The organism is Streptococcus sp. 27098_8_86 (assembly GCF_041432595.1).
In the GTDB taxonomy this organism is placed as follows: domain Bacteria; phylum Bacillota; class Bacilli; order Lactobacillales; family Streptococcaceae; genus Streptococcus; species Streptococcus pneumoniae_F.
This window is the reverse complement of record NZ_JAPVZW010000003.1, coordinates 15,092-30,032: the sequence shown is the minus strand read 5'-3', so window position 1 is coordinate 30,032 and position 14,941 is coordinate 15,092. Positions and strand designations below refer to the sequence as shown.

The window sequence follows — 14,941 nt, the reverse complement described above, 5'->3', positions numbered from 1 at the left end:
GATTTCCTTCTTACACTCAATGAAAATCAAAGTACAGCTTTTAGGTTGCAGATAAAGCTGATGTGGTTTTAAGAGATTTTCAAAGAATATTAAGACATGGCCCCTGCCTGCAAGCTATACATCTTGCGATAGGTTCTACCCAGAGCCAGGAGTTCCTCATGGGTTCCACTCTCAATAATTCGCCCCTTGTCCAAAACATAGATACAGTTGGCGTCTTGGATGGTAGAAAGGCGGTGAGCGATGGCAATGGTTGTCCGTCCCTGTCTCATCTTAGCCAGAGAAGCTTGAACCAAACTTTCTGTTTCAGAGTCAATATTGGCTGTCGCTTCATCCAAAATCAGGATTTTAGGCTGACTGGCGACTGTTCTAGCAAAGGCAAGAAGCTGACGCTGACCAGTAGAGAAGCTCGAACCACGCTCAGACACAGGTGCATCATATCCCTGAGGAAGTTCTTGAATAAAGGAATCTGCATCCACGAAAGTTGCCGCAGCCTGAACCTGCTCATCACTGATTTCTTGGTACATGGCGATATTGGACTTGATTGTTCCATGATAGAGGAAGGGATCCTGCAAGACCAGACCGATGTTTTTTCTCAACTCTTCCTGACTGTAGTTCCTGATATCCACATCATCCAAGAGAACTCGCCCTGACTGGAATTCATAAAAGCGCATGAGGACATTGATAATAGACGATTTCCCAGAACCTGTATGACCCACAAAGGCAATGGTTTCACCCTTGTTAACGGAGAAGGAAATGTCATCCAGAATCGGATGTTTTCCATCATATGAGAAACACACATGTTCAAAACGGATATTGCCTTCTTGGACTTTGGCTTGCCCATCTTTTTGAAGAGGCTCATAGGTCTTCTCGTCAATCAAGGCAAATACACGCCCTGCAGACACCATGGACGTTTGAAGGGTTGAAAAGTTTTGCGTCACCTCGATCAAGGGGTCAAAAAGGCGGTTGATGTACTGGATAAAGGCATACATGGTCCCGGCAGTTATTCCCAGATAAAGCCCACGGTAACCAAAATAGGCCATCAAGACAGCGTATCCTAGGAGTTTCAACAAACTCATGGCAGGGCGCAAAAAGAGGGCATCCAAGGCTACAGAACGGTTGGCATAGACCAAGTGTTCTTGGTTGATTTCATCAAACTCTGACTGTAGGCGCTTCTCTTGATTAAAGGCCTGTATTATTCTGATTCCTTCGATGTTTTCAGCCAGCTTGCTATTGATATCTGACAAGAGACTTCTGGTTTTCTCAATAATTTTCACTGATTTTTTCCGATAGAGATTGACCAAAAGGAAAATCAAAGGGAGAAAGAGCAAGACTAATGCTGTCAAACGAAAATCCAATACCAACATGGTATAAAGAGTTGTCAGAAAGATGAAAACTGCTGAGATAAAGCTAGATAAAATCCCCGAAAACATATCACTGATTGTCTCGGTATCATTGGTCAAACGAGAGACGATAGAGCCAGCTGGTGTCTTGTCAAAGTAAGACATACCCAGTTTTTCCATATTGGCAAAGGCATCCCGACGAATATCCCTAACAATACTGTAGGATACGCGCGCAAAGAGAAGATTACCGACATATTGAACCAGAGTTTGTAGGATATAAAGGCCATAATAGGCCAGCAAAACGGTCACAGCGAGTTGGTTGAGATTGCTGAGATACTGGTCAATAAAGTGGGAAGCCACAAGGGGAATGACGCTTTTGATGACCGTCGTCGCTAGGAGAAAACTGAGTGCCAAAAAGGTAAGGAGTCCATAGGGCTTGAGATAAGACATCAAGCGCTTCAATACAGTCCATTGTTCTTTCTTATTCTGCATCTTCTTCTCCTTTCATTTCCAACTGCTGAGACTGGTAGGTTTGGGCATACCAGCCATCCAAGGCTAGCAAGTCATCGTGCCTACCTCGTTCGATAATCTGTCCATTTTGCAGAACTAAAATCAGATCTGCATGGACAACTGCACTGAGACGATGAGCTATGATAATGGTTGTCTTGTCCTTTCGCGTCTCCTTGAGATTGTCGATGATGGCATACTCTGTCTTGGCATCCACGGCCGACAAAGAATCATCCAAAATCAAGATATCAGGGTCTAAAATCATAGCCCGACTCATGGCCAGACGCTGCTTTTGACCTCCAGAAAGACTGACTCCCTTTTCACCAATCAACGTATCAAATCCCTGAGGCATAGCTACAATGTCTTGGTAAACTTGGGCTAGCTTAGTCGCTTCCTCGACCGCTGAAAGTGGTAAATCAGGATTCCCAAAGCGTATATTGTCTATGATTGAAGTCGCAAAGAGGAACTGGTCCTGAGGAACATAGCCCATAAGACTACGAAGGTCTGTCAGACGATAGTCACGAATATCGTGGCCATTCAGATAAATGGCTCCCTCATCCACATCGTATTCACGCAAGAGAAGCTTGATCAAGGACGTTTTTCCAGAGCCTGTCTGACCAACCAAGCCCAGAGTTTGCCCTTTTTCTAAACTAAAGTGAACATCCGTCAGTGTTTCCTCATTTTCAAAGGCAAAGCTATCAATGGCATACTGCAAGCGCCCATTTTCAATACTGTCTAGAGGAAACTCAGGGTCTTGTACAGGTGATTCCTGAGACAAAAGTTCCTCAATCCGCTGGTAGGAAACCTTCCCTCGTTGAGTAATATTAAAGAGGAAGCCGATGGCCATAAGAGGCCAGACCAGCATATCCAAGTAGCTGATAAAGGTAACTAGATTCCCAACCGTGATTTGCCCTTCCTGAACCATCAAGGAGCCGACCAAGAGGGTTAAAACATAGGAGGAACCAACAAATAAGAGAACCATAGGGTCAAAGAGACTATCGTATTTCATGGTTTGGAGGTTCTTTTGGAAGGTCAATTCATTGACTGCCTGAAAGGACTTCAACTCGTCCGCCTGATAACCGAAAGACTTGGTCACTTTGATACCTGATACGGACTCCTGCACCTTGTTATTAAGTTCGGAAAAGGCAGCTTGGGATTGGCCAAAGGCCTTGTGGGTCTTTCTCCCTAGACGACTGGTCGCATAAGCCATGAAAGGTAAGGGTAAAATGGCAACTAGGGTCATCTGCCATGAAATGCTAAAGAGCATGGTCAGCAAGGTCACTAAAGCCGTGATAGAGGCATCCACCGCTGACATAACCCCGCCCCCTGCCAGACGCGTTAGGGCATTGATATCATTGGTTGCGTGTGCCATCAAGTCCCCCGTCCGATAGGTCTGATAAAAGGCTGGCGACATTTTAGTAAAATGCTCAAACAAACGAGACCGCATAATCTGCCCTAGACGGTAGGAAGTTCCAAGGATATACATGCGCCAAACATAGCGCAGATAGTACATCCCAAAGGCAGCAAGAAGCAAGTAAAATAGGTCAAGAAGGAGGTCCTGCTGGGTTAATTGCCCCGATGTGATGGCATCAATGACCCGCCCCATGACCATAGGTGGAATGAGATTGAGGACAGAAACCAAGACCAAGGCCACAATCCCGACTAGATAACGGCGTTTTTCTAACTTGAAAAACCACCAAAGTTTTTGAATAATGGACATAAAATCCCTTTCTGATTGCAAATGAAAACCTGAGGCCAATACTCAATGAAAATCAAAGAGCAAACTAGGAAACTAGCCGCAGGCTGTACTCGAGTACGGCAAGGCGACGTTGACGCAGTTTGAATTTGATTTTCGAAGAGTACAAGACCCCAGGCTTTTCTTATTCATAGGTTACGACTGTAACAGCACCCTTGTCATACTCAGCGATAAAGATGTTGACTACATTGTCATGTCCTTGCTTGCCAAGATTATCAAGCAGCCACTCTTCGCTACGACCAATCGATTCCAAGACATCGACTTGGATCACACCGTCAGTCACAACTGGATACTTAGGATTTTCATCTCCCATTTGAACCACGATGAGTTGGCCATTTTGCTCCTGCACAGCGCGTTTGACTTGTTTCATCTGGAAAATCCCTTGGCTACGAAGTTTGAGAGCAACATCTGCCGCAGACAAACCAACAGAACGGCAAGCTTCTGGGTCAATCTGCCCATTTTTGATGAGGAGAGTTGGTTTTCCATCAATCAGGCGTTTGACAAAACGAACATTGTTATTGAGCCACTTGAGGGTCAAGACCAAAATCGTCCACATCATCAAAATCACTGCATACTGGAGAATACTGATAGAACTATTGTAAATCACCCCACCAATGATACCACCGAGAACATAGTTCTGAATTTGGTCTGTAGCAGAGTTAGGTGCTAGATTCCCCTTTCCTGTCACATTGATAACAAAAACAAGCGAGAAAAGACCCAAGGCCAGTTTGATTAAAATTTCCATGTAGTTGAGTGTCATTTGTTTACCTCCACCAATTCAATAGCGTCTGTTTGATGCAATTCTAATTTCTCTAAAAGATACTTGTCTGGTTGGCTCCCGTTCATGGCACGATAGAAATTTGAACCTACCTTGATAAGTGCTCCATCAGTGGCAGCTGAAGTATTGACATAAACTTCTGATTTATCCACTCCCAAGTCTTTAGAAATGACCTCTATGAAATGAAGGGAAGTTTGAAATTGATTGTTAGAGGCTTGATTGGTCTGGTATTTTGAGATTGTTACCAAAAGCATGGCTACCAAAGTCAAGGCCAAAATCATGACCAATTCACGAAACTTAGTTCCCTTTTTATCACGATAAGCCTTAAAAGCAAAAAATCCTGTGATAGCTAGGAGCACAATCCCAAAGCCAATCATGATGCCATTTTGCTGACTGATTTGGCTAAGTACATAGTCATATGAGTAAAATTTCATTTATTTTCACTCCCTTTCATAAAATCATTCTTCATTATAAACGAAAGAGAGTGATTTTTCAAGCCATACGTTGGGGAAATAGACCTTTTTTTGGTATAATAAAATCTATAATCTGAATGAAAAAGGTAACTTTATGAAACTTATCTCATGGAATATTGATTCCCTCAATGCTGCCCTAACTAGTGACTCAGCTCGTGCCAAATTGTCCCAAGAAGTCCTACAAACCTTGGTCGCTGAAAATGCTGATATCATTGCTATCCAAGAAACCAAGCTTTCTGCCAAGGGTCCTACAAAGAAACACTTGGAAATTTTAGAAGAACTCTTCCCAGGCTACGCAAACACGTGGCGCTCTTCCCAAGAGCCTGCCCGTAAAGGCTATGCTGGTACTATGTTCCTTTATAAGAAAGAACTCACACCCACTGTTACTTTCCCAGAAATCGGTGCCCCTTCTACCATGGACTTGGAAGGCCGTATCATCACTCTAGAATTTGATAAATTTTTCGTGACCCAAGTTTACACACCAAACGCTGGAGATGGCCTCAAACGCTTGGAAGAACGCCAAGTCTGGGATGTCAAATATGCAGAGTACTTGGCTGAACTAGACAAAGACAAACCAGTCCTTGCAACAGGTGATTACAACGTAGCCCACAATGAAATCGACCTTGCAAATCCTGCTAGCAACCGTCGTTCACCTGGATTTACCGACGAGGAACGTGCTGGATTTACCAACCTTTTGGCAACTGGATTTACCGACACCTTCCGCCACATTCACGGTGATGTCCCAGAACGCTACACTTGGTGGGCACAACGCAGCAAGACTTCTAAAATCAACAATACAGGCTGGAGAATCGACTACTGGCTCACAAGTAACCGCATCGCTGACAAGGTCACTAAATCTGATATGATTGACTCCGGTGCGCGCCAAGACCATACACCGATTGTCTTGGAGATTGAACTCTAAGGAGAAAACGAATGGACTATCAAGCTGTCATTCCTGAATTTGTAGTATCTGACATTGAAAAATCACGCCACTTCTACTGCGACCTGCTAGGATTCTCTATCGAATACGAGCGTCCAGAGGAGAAATTTCTCTTCCTCTCGCTTGAAGACTGCCAACTTATGCTAGAAGAAGGAAGCGCAGAAGAATTAGCTCAGCTGACCTATCCTTTCGGGCGCGGTGTCAATATTTCCTTTGGCATTGCAGATGTTCCTCAGCTACACCAAAAACTGCTGGAAGCTGACTATCCTATCCATCGTCCCCTGACAAAAAGAGAATTTCGAGTAGGAGATAGCTTTATATATCCCCATGAATTTGCAGTTTTGGATCCAGATGGCTATTTTTTAAGATTTAGCGAGTAGAAAAATAGAGACTGGGTAAAGTCTTTAAAATCAGAAAAAGGCATATTGTCAGGTGTCTAAAAACTTGATGATATGCCTTTCATGATGGAAAATTCTTCTAAATGTTAGCCAATAACTGATTTTTTACCCATTTTTATTATATATGTTCGTTTTTTAAGAAAAATACTAACAAAATATTTGATTTCTAAAGCTATTTATTGTAAAATAAAAACATTGGCATAAGCCTATGTTAAATCGAATATCGTTTTACTTGTTTATGTCGTGAATTGGCACGACGTTTCTACAAGGTGCCGGAACACCTAACAATAAGTAAGTCAGCAGTGAGGTATGGTCGTTTTTGCCATGCCTATTTTGGGGACTTGCTTAGAGATTAAGTAAGTCCTTTTTGAATATTTTCAATATTTCCCTTAATTAGTGCGGACGGGAGCAACTTCCTCCAGAATTTCATCCCTAATTTTTGAGCCAAAAGTCTCAAAAATCCCGTCCTAGACAATAACAAGATTATTGTCTAGGATACCACTACAACAGGAAATATTTGATAAGACTCGCTTCGCTCGTACTAGTTTTATCAAATATATAGTACTAGCAAACTGGATCACTATAGAAACATTTAACCAACAAGTAAACTGGCTTTTAGACTTTAGGAGGTCTTATGAAATTATTAGAAGAGCGCATCCTCAAGGATGGGCATATCTTGGGTGACAACATCCTCAAGGTGGATTCCTTTTTAACCCACCAAGTTGACTTTAGATTGATGCGAGAAATTGGTAAGGTTTTTGCGGAAAAATTTGCTTCTGCTGGTATTACCAAAGTCGTGACCATTGAAGCGTCGGGTATTGCCCCAGCCATTTTTACAGCTGAAGCCTTAAACGTTCCCATGATTTTCGCTAAAAAAGCTAAAAACATCACTATGAACGAAGGAATCTTAACTGCTGAAGTTTACTCCTTTACCAAGCAGGTAACCAGCACCGTTTCTATCGCTGGAAAATTCCTCTCACCAGAGGACAAGGTTTTGATTATCGATGATTTCCTTGCTAATGGCCAAGCTGCTAAAGGCTTGATTCAAATCATCGAACAGGCCGGTGCCACAGTCGAAGCCATCGGTATCGTGATTGAAAAATCCTTCCAAGATGGTCGTGATTTGCTTGAAAAAGCAGGTTACCCCGTCCTATCACTTGCTCGTTTGGATCGTTTTGAAAATGGTCAGGTCGTATTTAAGGAGGCAGATCTCTAATGCAAACTCAAGAAAAACACTCGCAAGCAGCCATTCTTGGCTTGCAGCACTTACTAGCCATGTACTCAGGATCCATCCTGGTTCCCATCATGATTGCGACAGCCCTTGGCTATTCAGCTGAGCAGTTGACCTACCTGATTTCCACAGATATCTTCATGTGTGGGGTGGCAACCTTCCTCCAACTCCAACTCAACAAATACTTTGGGATTGGACTCCCAGTCGTTCTTGGAGTTGCCTTCCAATCGGTCGCTCCCTTGATTATGATTGGACAAAGCCATGGTAGCGGCGCTATGTTTGGTGCCCTTATCGCATCAGGGATTTACGTGGTTCTTGTTTCAGGCATCTTCTCAAAAGTTGCCAATCTCTTCCCATCTATCGTAACAGGATCTGTTATTACCACGATTGGTTTAACCTTGATTCCTGTCGCTATTGGAAATATGGGAAATAACGTTCCAGAACCAACTGGTCAAAGTCTCTTGCTTGCAGCTATCACTGTTCTGATTATCCTTTTGATTAACATCTTTACCAAAGGATTTATCAAGTCTATCTCTATTTTGATTGGTCTAGTTGTTGGAACTGCCATTGCCGCTAGCATGGGCTTGGTGGACTTTTCTCCTGTTACAGCAGCACCACTTGTCCATGTCCCAACTCCACTCTACTTTGGGATGCCAACCTTTGAAATCTCATCTATTGTCATGATGTGTATCATCGCAACGGTGTCTATGGTTGAATCGACTGGTGTTTATCTAGCCTTGTCTGATATCACAAAAGACCCAATCGACAGCACGCGCCTTCGCAACGGTTACCGCGCAGAAGGTTTGGCCGTACTTCTCGGAGGAATCTTTAACACCTTCCCATACACAGGATTTTCACAAAACGTTGGTTTGGTTAAATTATCAGGTATCAAAACTCGTCTACCAATCTACTACGCAGCTGGTTTCCTGGTTCTCCTTGGACTCCTTCCTAAGTTTGGTGCCCTTGCCCAAATCATTCCGAGCCCTGTCCTCGGTGGTGCCATGCTGGTGATGTTTGGTTTTGTATCGATTCAAGGGATGCAAATCCTCACCCGTGTTGACTTTGCTAACAATGAACATAACTTCCTTATAGCAGCTGTATCCATCGCTGCAGGTGTCGGTCTAAATAACAGCAATCTCTTTGTCAGCATGCCGACAGCCTTCCAAATGTTCTTCTCAAACGGAATCGTCGTAGCCAGCCTACTCGCCATTGTCCTCAATGCCGTATTAAATCATAAAAAGAAATAAGAAAAAGAGGTGCGAGCCTCTTTTTTGTTTACAAATATAATCAATCCCAATTCCCATCTAATATTTCTTTAATAAACTTCTTAGGCATCCAAAAGGAGTGTTTTGTAATCCTACGTCCATCTGGAAGTTCATCCGTATCAGATAATGAACCTTTCCCAACAAATTTTCCTTTGTCAATTTCATAATAAGTATTGGTAGCATGTAATTTCGTAAATAGAATTTTGTTTATCTTACTTTGAGGGAAATTAGTTGAAACTTTATTACCGTTTTGAGTTAATTTAACTCCGTCAGAAATAATTTGTCTAGTTTCCTGCCACACTCTTTGGATTTCTTCTAATTGTCTATCCTGAAATCCCCAAAACTTGATAGAATCTAATACAAATAGCTTAGGTTCAATTTCCTTAAAAATAACGAAAAGGAATCGTTTATTATAAATTTCATTATAAACATGTGATGATTCCCAACTATCTGTTGCTGCTAGTTCTTTAAAACAATAAGTTTTAAATGGAGAGTCTTCCTTAGGTAAATTATTCTTATCTACTCGAATAACTCTCAAATTCATGTTTGCTTTTTGAAATTCTTTTGTCTTATCTAAATCCCCTGTTAAGCCTAAAATTTTTCTAATCAGAGTACTATTCTTACCTTTTGCTTTGGAATTCACTTCAAATCTATCATATAACTCTTGTTCAGAAAAACCTTTGTAGGAGAGAATCTTCTCTGCAATAACCTCGGTAAATGATTTTTTCTCACCCCTAAAATTAGCCAGAACGCTTTCTTGATCTGATTGGTTAAAGATTTTATGATTAATCAGATAGGTCATATAACTTGATTTTAATTCCCAAGCTCTTTGTTTTGCTAATTCATGACTAAATGGTTGTTGCCTTAAATCCTTTCCTTTACCTGCTCCTTTTGTACAAGTTGATAAATAGTTTCCATCTGATTCAGATAATTCATGCGCCCGTCCATTTTTGATTTTATCTGTAATCTTCTGATAGTCTTCAAGGATGACTGCCATATCCTCCTCAAACCATTCATATAAAAATATTTTTTCAATGACATAGTCCTTCATTGTTTGATTAGGAATTAAGCCATTGTAAAACAATAATAAAATCTTTGCACATTTTTTCCATAAATGAGTGGAGTAAAAATCTTCTAAATTTTCCTCCATATAGTTTAGAATCGTCAATACAAGTCGTTCTTTTGCACTAAGTGTCCCATTTTTGTTTATCTTAAAAGGAGTAACTTTTAATTCTACACCTATTTTTTCAAAGTCAGCTTCCGAGTCACTATTTGGCTGATAACCATAGAAATATTTTTCAATATAATTTCCATACTGTCCTTTTGACTTCATACTAATTGATTTATCTTGTACCTCAGAGACTACTCTATCATTATAATCGTCATATGATTTAAAAAGCGAACGATTATACTCTTCCATAACATCGGAAAATTTTCTATTTAATAGTTTGTGAGAATATTCAATAACACTATCGATATCTTCATCGTTATAGTTAAATAAGTTTTGATCCATTTTCTTCTCCTATCTTTTATATTATATCAAATTAAACTAAAGCAAACATTAATACTTGATCAATCATTGAAAATAGTATATAATGGATTAAACTGTAAAAAAATGAAGGAGAAAAGATGAAAGTTCTCGAACTATTTGCTGGAGTTGGCGGTTTTCGGATAGGATTAGAAAATGCCGATAAGCAACTCTTTAAAACAAAATGGGCAAACCAATGGGAACCATCTCGTAAATCTCAAGACGCATTTGAGGTCTATGATTATCACTTCCCCAATAGCGAAAACATCAATATTAGTATCTCTGATATAACAGACGAACAATTTTCCAAAATGGATGCCGATATGATTGTCGGTGGTTTTCCTTGCCAAGATTACTCTGTTGCGCGTAGCAAGAAAAATGAGAAAGGTATTGAAGGAAAAAAAGGAGTTTTATTTTGGGAAATCATTAGAGCAACGGAAATCATTAAACCCAAATACTTAATTCTGGAAAATGTGGATAGGCTTTTAAAAGCGCCCTCAAAACAGAGAGGACGTGATTTTGCAATCATGCTAACAGCTTTTAATAATCTTGGATATTCTGTAGAGTGGAGAGTTATTAATGCTGCTGAGTATGGAAGAAGCCAACGAAGACGTCGTGTATTCTTTTTCGTATATCGAAATGATACAGTCTTTGCCCAAAAAATTGACAATCTTTACGAAAAAAATGAAGAAATCTTTGAAGATAATAGGTATGATGATTATATTTTCAATCAAGGTCTATTTGCGAAACAATTTCCTATTAAACCTATAGCAGTTAAAAATCGTCATGTATTTTATGAGTTACCAAATGATATAGTTGAAGTTTCAGATACTTTTACTGGTACTGTTTGGAATACAGGAATTATGAGACATGGAAAATACTATTCTATTGATACAGAACCTAACTACAATGGTAATCCGATTACTCTAGGAGAAATTCTTCAAGATGAATCTGAAGTACCTGAAAAATATTTTTTAACTGATAAGGCTAAACTAGAAAAATTTCAATATCTTAGAGGACCTAAAAAAATTGAGCGAACATCCTCTGACGGACATCAATACATCTATTCAGAAGGAGGAATGTCCCCTTATGATGATTTAAACCTTCCAGGAAGAACAATGCTTACATCCGAAGGAACTGTTAATCGTTCCACACATTTATTATTTGTAAACAATAAATATAGATTAATTACCCCCATTGAAGCTGAACGCCTTCAGGATTTCCCAGATGATTGGACAGCTAAAAAGAAACTATCTGACGGTTCTATTGTAGAGGTATCTGATAAAATGAGAATGTTTTTTATGGGAAATGCTTTAGTTACTGAAATTGTAAAAGAAATTGCTAAGTTTATTAAAGAAATTGATTGATTTATCTGAAACTAAAAAAGAGGTGCGAGCCTCTTTTTTAGTTATCTATATCCTTACCTGTCTTTCTTCTGACCTCTGGCCTGTGACAAACATGGTAAAGGTTGCTTTACAGACATTTCTGCCCTCTTGATTGGTGATATCCACATCCACCACACAGGTTGTGCGACCTTGATGGACGCATTCTCCTTTAATGGTCAACACGTCGTCAAGTTTTCCTGCCTTGAGGTAGTTGATAGAGGATTGAAGTGTCACCCCATCAAGTCCCAGCGAGATAACCACCAAACCACTAATCTGGTCACAAAGGGTGAAGAGATAGCCACCATGGGCATTGCCATAGTAGTTTAGCGACGAGTCCACTACTTTGGTCGTCACCACAACGTGACCATCTCTCATTTGTTCAATTTCGTAATTTTCAAAGGCAGATATAGCGTCAAAATGAAAATCTTTCATCGTTTCCTCCTGATATTTCAAACGACACTATGATACTACTTTTTATAGGACTGTGCAAGGAGAAAGCTCCTAGTCTGGCAAAATTCCGACCTGCTCTACAAAGCGCATAAAGGCTGCCTGTCCTTGCTCCGTCTGCTTGTAAACTCCTGCATTCTCCAAAACACGCGCAAAGATAGCACCAACAGAGTCCTTGACGATTTCAAGGGCTTTTTCTTTATCTTTTAGGTCTGGATGTTGAGCTTTGAGATTGTCTGCCCATTCTTGATGATAAGAGGCAACTGTATCCCCTTCTCCAACAAGATAGCTGGCGACTTGCTCCACTTCTTCTTTCAAACGAGGTGGCAAAATAGCCAAGCCCATGACCTCAATCAAGCCAATATTTTCCTTCTTGATATGTTGGACATCCTTGTGGGGATGATAGATTCCATCAGGATGTTCTGCAGAAGTCTGATTATCCCGCAAAACCAAGTCCAACTCAAACTGGCCATCACGTTTGCGCGCTATAGGTGTGATGGTGTGATGCGGTGTCCCGTCTGTTTCTGCCAAAATCTGCACTGCCGGATCTGAATACTGGCGCCATTCCTGCAAAATCTTGTCAGCTAAGTTGATCAAATCTTCTTTGGAATCCGAAGTCAAACGCAACACTGACATTGGCCACTTGACAATCCCAGCCTTAACCTGTTCAAAACCAGTAAAAGAGAAAGGCTTTTGCAAGGGAGCCAATTCCATAGGAAATACGTGACGGCCTCCCTGATAGTGGTCATGAGTCAGAATAGAGCCACCCACAATCGGCAGGTCTGCATTAGAGCCAGCAAAATATCCTGGAAACTGCTCTACAATAGCCAGTAGACGCTCAAAACTCTGACGGCTAATCGTCATGGGACGATGCTGCCCATCTAAGAAAATACAGTGCTCATTAAAGTAAGCATAGGGCGAATACTGGAAGCCCCACTCCTGACCAGCCATTTCAAAACGTATAATACGATGGTTGCTGCGAGCTGGGTGGTTAACTCGACCATGGTAGCCCTCATTCTCTAGACAAAGCTGACATTGGGGATAATTGCTAGCTTGCACCAACTTGGCTGCCGCAATCTCTTTGGGATCCTTTTCAGGCTTAGAGAGATTGATGGTAATTTCAAGCTCTCCGTAATCAGATGGAACACGGTAAGCAATGTTCTTAGCAATGGCCTTGAGTTTGATGTAGTCATTCTTCTGACTGAGTTGGTAAAAATCCTCTATCGCTTGCTCAGGAGAGTGGGCATAGGTTGTCCAGAAGTCACGATTGACCTGACTCGGACAAGGGGTCACCAAGTCCATCAATTCAGCACCAAGGATTTCACGCGCAGTCTGACTATCCTCAATCGTCTCTAATCGAACGGCTTTCTCAACCAGCTGGTCCTTGAGATCAATCAATTTATCCAGATTGGTCTCAACTGCCAAAACACCATCTCCCACTAGTGCCAAGACACGATTGGTCAGGTAGATTCGATCCATTTCCTCATATGAACTTTCAGAAATGACATATGTTACAAATTTATCTACTAAGGTCACTATAGAGCCTCCTTTTGACTAGTCAAGGACGCGAGTGCCACCTGCAACTTCAGCGATATAGAAGCTTGGAGCGTAGCCAACTACTTCCTCGTAGTGCTTGCCAACAGCTTCCTTAAAGGCCTCAACTGTATCTTTTTGCACCAAAGCAATAGCACAACCACCAAAACCAGCCCCCGTCATACGAGCACCGAGAACACCTTCTTGTGCCCAAGCTGTGTGAACAAGAGTATCCAATTCCAAACCAGTCACTTCATAGTCATGCTCTAGGGAAACGTGTGACGCATTCATCAAACGACCAAATGTTTCCAAATCACCTGCTTGAAGGGCTGCTTGAGCTTTAAGGGTACGTTGGTTTTCAAGCACAGCATGGCGAGCTCGTTGCAAACGATTTTCATCTTTAATCAGATAGCTATATTGGTCAAAGGTCCACTCGTCCAATTCACCCAAGGTCTGAATATCCAAGGCAACTTGCAACTCTTCCACAGCTTTTTCACACTCAGCACGGCGTTCATTGTACTTAGAATCTGCTAGTTCACGACGTTTGTTAGTGTTCATGATAACAACGACATTGTCCTTCAAATCAAGTGGCACCAAGTCGTACTCTAAGGTATTGGTATCTAGGTAAATGGCACGTTGGTCAGCACCCATACCGATAGCAAATTGGTCCATAATACCAGAGTTGACTCCGATAAAGTTATTTTCCGTTTGTTTTCCGATTTTAACCAAATCCAAACGGTCTAGTTTTAAATCAAAGAGATGCTCTGCCACCACTCCTGTCAAGAGTTCCAAGGATGCTGATGAAGACAAGCCGGCACCATTTGGGATATTCCCATAAACATAAAAATCAAACCCTTTGTCAATCACATGTCCAGCTTCTTGCAAGAAATGAAGAACCCCTTTTGGATAGTTGGTCCAGCTATGCTCTTTTTCAAATTTGAGGTCAGCAAGAGGCACTTCGATAATGCCCTTGTCTTCAAAGTTAGCTGAGTAGAAACGCAAAACTTGGTCGTCACGCTTGCGAGCTGCACCGTACGTTCCCAAGGAAATAGCAGCTGGAAAAACGTGCCCACCGTTGTAGTCTGTGTGTTCACCAATCAGATTGATACGACCTGGTGAAAAGAAAGTTTGGTCTGCTTCGTGACCAAAAACGGCAAGAAAGTCTTTGCGAAGGGCTTCAGCAGTAAGATGTTGTGTCATATGAATTCTCCTTTGACTGTTCGTTAAGTCGCCTTAACGTGTAATCGTTTTCTTCTATTGTATCCAAGGCTTTTGCCAAGGTCAATCCTTTTTACTAAAATTTTACTAAACTATCAGTAAAAAACAGAAAAATATGATATACTAACCTAAAAGGAGGAGG

General features: G+C 41.2%; 13 protein-coding genes and 1 riboswitch. Of the genes, 5 read left to right on the top strand and 8 right to left on the bottom strand.

What is annotated here, in order from left to right:
- Positions 1 to 89: 89 nt before the first annotated feature.
- The 4 genes from O3616_RS03785 to O3616_RS03770 form a co-directional block, all read right to left on the bottom strand.
- Positions 90 to 1,832, bottom strand: coding sequence for an ABC transporter ATP-binding protein (locus O3616_RS03785; protein WP_371638145.1), 1,743 nt, complete (start codon positions 1,830 to 1,832; stop codon positions 90 to 92).
- Positions 1,822 to 3,567, bottom strand: a complete 1,746-nt coding sequence (locus tag O3616_RS03780; RefSeq protein WP_371638144.1) for an ABC transporter ATP-binding protein — start codon at positions 3,565 to 3,567, stop codon at positions 1,822 to 1,824. The genes O3616_RS03785 and O3616_RS03780 overlap by 11 nt, the downstream gene beginning before the upstream one ends.
- A 160-nt stretch (positions 3,568 to 3,727) precedes the next feature.
- Complete coding sequence (locus tag O3616_RS03775; RefSeq protein ID WP_371638143.1) at positions 3,728 to 4,363, bottom strand: DUF421 domain-containing protein; 636 nt, start codon at positions 4,361 to 4,363, stop codon at positions 3,728 to 3,730.
- On the bottom strand, positions 4,360 to 4,815 hold the full coding sequence (locus tag O3616_RS03770; protein WP_000675328.1) for a DUF3290 family protein: 456 nt from the start codon (positions 4,813 to 4,815) through the stop codon (positions 4,360 to 4,362). The genes O3616_RS03775 and O3616_RS03770 overlap by 4 nt, the downstream gene beginning before the upstream one ends.
- A 133-nt stretch (positions 4,816 to 4,948) precedes the next feature.
- Between O3616_RS03770 and O3616_RS03765 the strand changes: the two genes are divergently transcribed.
- The 4 genes from O3616_RS03765 (at position 4,949) to O3616_RS03750 (ending at position 8,670) form a co-directional block, all read left to right on the top strand.
- The gene (locus tag O3616_RS03765; RefSeq protein ID WP_070483023.1) at positions 4,949 to 5,776 is read left to right on the top strand and encodes an exodeoxyribonuclease III; all 828 of its coding nucleotides are present in this window, start codon (positions 4,949 to 4,951) and stop codon (positions 5,774 to 5,776) included.
- 11 nt (positions 5,777 to 5,787) lie between these two features.
- A complete protein-coding gene (locus O3616_RS03760; protein WP_371638142.1) occupies positions 5,788 to 6,174 on the top strand; it encodes a bleomycin resistance protein in 387 nt (128 codons plus the stop codon).
- A gap of 230 nt (positions 6,175 to 6,404) precedes the next feature.
- Positions 6,405 to 6,500, top strand: a riboswitch (purine riboswitch).
- Positions 6,501 to 6,826: 326 nt separating this feature from the next.
- Entirely contained in the window at positions 6,827 to 7,408 is a 582-nt protein-coding gene (locus O3616_RS03755) for a xanthine phosphoribosyltransferase (protein WP_371638141.1), read from the top strand.
- A complete protein-coding gene (locus O3616_RS03750; RefSeq protein WP_371638140.1) occupies positions 7,408 to 8,670 on the top strand; it encodes a nucleobase:cation symporter-2 family protein in 1,263 nt (420 codons plus the stop codon). Before O3616_RS03755 ends, O3616_RS03750 begins: the two co-directional genes overlap by 1 nt.
- A gap of 40 nt (positions 8,671 to 8,710) precedes the next feature.
- On the opposite strand, the gene O3616_RS03745 is transcribed toward O3616_RS03750, so the two are convergent.
- Positions 8,711 to 10,201 carry a Sau3AI family type II restriction endonuclease gene (locus O3616_RS03745; RefSeq protein ID WP_371638139.1) on the bottom strand — a complete coding sequence of 497 codons (1,491 nt, stop codon included), beginning with the start codon at positions 10,199 to 10,201 and terminating at the stop codon, positions 8,711 to 8,713.
- Between the two features lie 116 nt (positions 10,202 to 10,317).
- On the opposite strand from O3616_RS03745, the gene O3616_RS03740 reads away from it, so the two are divergent.
- Positions 10,318 to 11,583, top strand: coding sequence for a DNA (cytosine-5-)-methyltransferase (locus tag O3616_RS03740; protein WP_261037320.1), 1,266 nt, complete (start codon positions 10,318 to 10,320; stop codon positions 11,581 to 11,583).
- 45 nt (positions 11,584 to 11,628) lie between these two features.
- Here O3616_RS03740 and O3616_RS03735 read toward each other — a convergent pair whose 3' ends face one another.
- The 3 genes from O3616_RS03735 to O3616_RS03725 all read right to left on the bottom strand — a co-directional run bounded on the left by O3616_RS03735 (position 11,629) and on the right by O3616_RS03725 (position 14,781).
- Positions 11,629 to 12,033, bottom strand: coding sequence for a PaaI family thioesterase (locus O3616_RS03735; RefSeq protein ID WP_000651224.1), 405 nt, complete (start codon positions 12,031 to 12,033; stop codon positions 11,629 to 11,631).
- A gap of 69 nt (positions 12,034 to 12,102) precedes the next feature.
- Entirely contained in the window at positions 12,103 to 13,584 is a 1,482-nt protein-coding gene (locus O3616_RS03730) for a UDP-glucose--hexose-1-phosphate uridylyltransferase (protein WP_371638138.1), read from the bottom strand.
- Positions 13,585 to 13,602: 18 nt separating this feature from the next.
- The gene (locus O3616_RS03725; RefSeq protein WP_371638137.1) at positions 13,603 to 14,781 is read right to left on the bottom strand and encodes a galactokinase; all 1,179 of its coding nucleotides are present in this window, start codon (positions 14,779 to 14,781) and stop codon (positions 13,603 to 13,605) included.
- Positions 14,782 to 14,941 lie beyond the last annotated feature (160 nt).

Excerpts from the sequence above, each read along its gene's own strand:
- O3616_RS03785 (WP_371638145.1), bottom strand. The coding sequence starts at position 1,832 with ATGCAGAATAAGAAAGAACAATGGACTGTATTGAAGCGCTTGATGTCT.
- O3616_RS03780 (WP_371638144.1), bottom strand. The coding sequence starts at position 3,567 with ATGTCCATTATTCAAAAACTTTGGTGGTTTTTCAAGTTAGAAAAACGC.
- O3616_RS03775 (WP_371638143.1), bottom strand. The coding sequence starts at position 4,363 with ATGACACTCAACTACATGGAAATTTTAATCAAACTGGCCTTGGGTCTT.
- O3616_RS03770 (WP_000675328.1), bottom strand. The coding sequence starts at position 4,815 with ATGAAATTTTACTCATATGACTATGTACTTAGCCAAATCAGTCAGCAA.
- O3616_RS03765 (WP_070483023.1), top strand. The coding sequence starts at position 4,949 with ATGAAACTTATCTCATGGAATATTGATTCCCTCAATGCTGCCCTAACT.
- O3616_RS03760 (WP_371638142.1), top strand. The coding sequence starts at position 5,788 with ATGGACTATCAAGCTGTCATTCCTGAATTTGTAGTATCTGACATTGAA.
- O3616_RS03755 (WP_371638141.1), top strand. The coding sequence starts at position 6,827 with ATGAAATTATTAGAAGAGCGCATCCTCAAGGATGGGCATATCTTGGGT.
- O3616_RS03750 (WP_371638140.1), top strand. The coding sequence starts at position 7,408 with ATGCAAACTCAAGAAAAACACTCGCAAGCAGCCATTCTTGGCTTGCAG.
- O3616_RS03745 (WP_371638139.1), bottom strand. The coding sequence starts at position 10,201 with ATGGATCAAAACTTATTTAACTATAACGATGAAGATATCGATAGTGTT.
- O3616_RS03740 (WP_261037320.1), top strand. The coding sequence starts at position 10,318 with ATGAAAGTTCTCGAACTATTTGCTGGAGTTGGCGGTTTTCGGATAGGA.
- O3616_RS03735 (WP_000651224.1), bottom strand. The coding sequence starts at position 12,033 with ATGAAAGATTTTCATTTTGACGCTATATCTGCCTTTGAAAATTACGAA.
- O3616_RS03725 (WP_371638137.1), bottom strand. The coding sequence starts at position 14,781 with ATGACACAACATCTTACTGCTGAAGCCCTTCGCAAAGACTTTCTTGCC.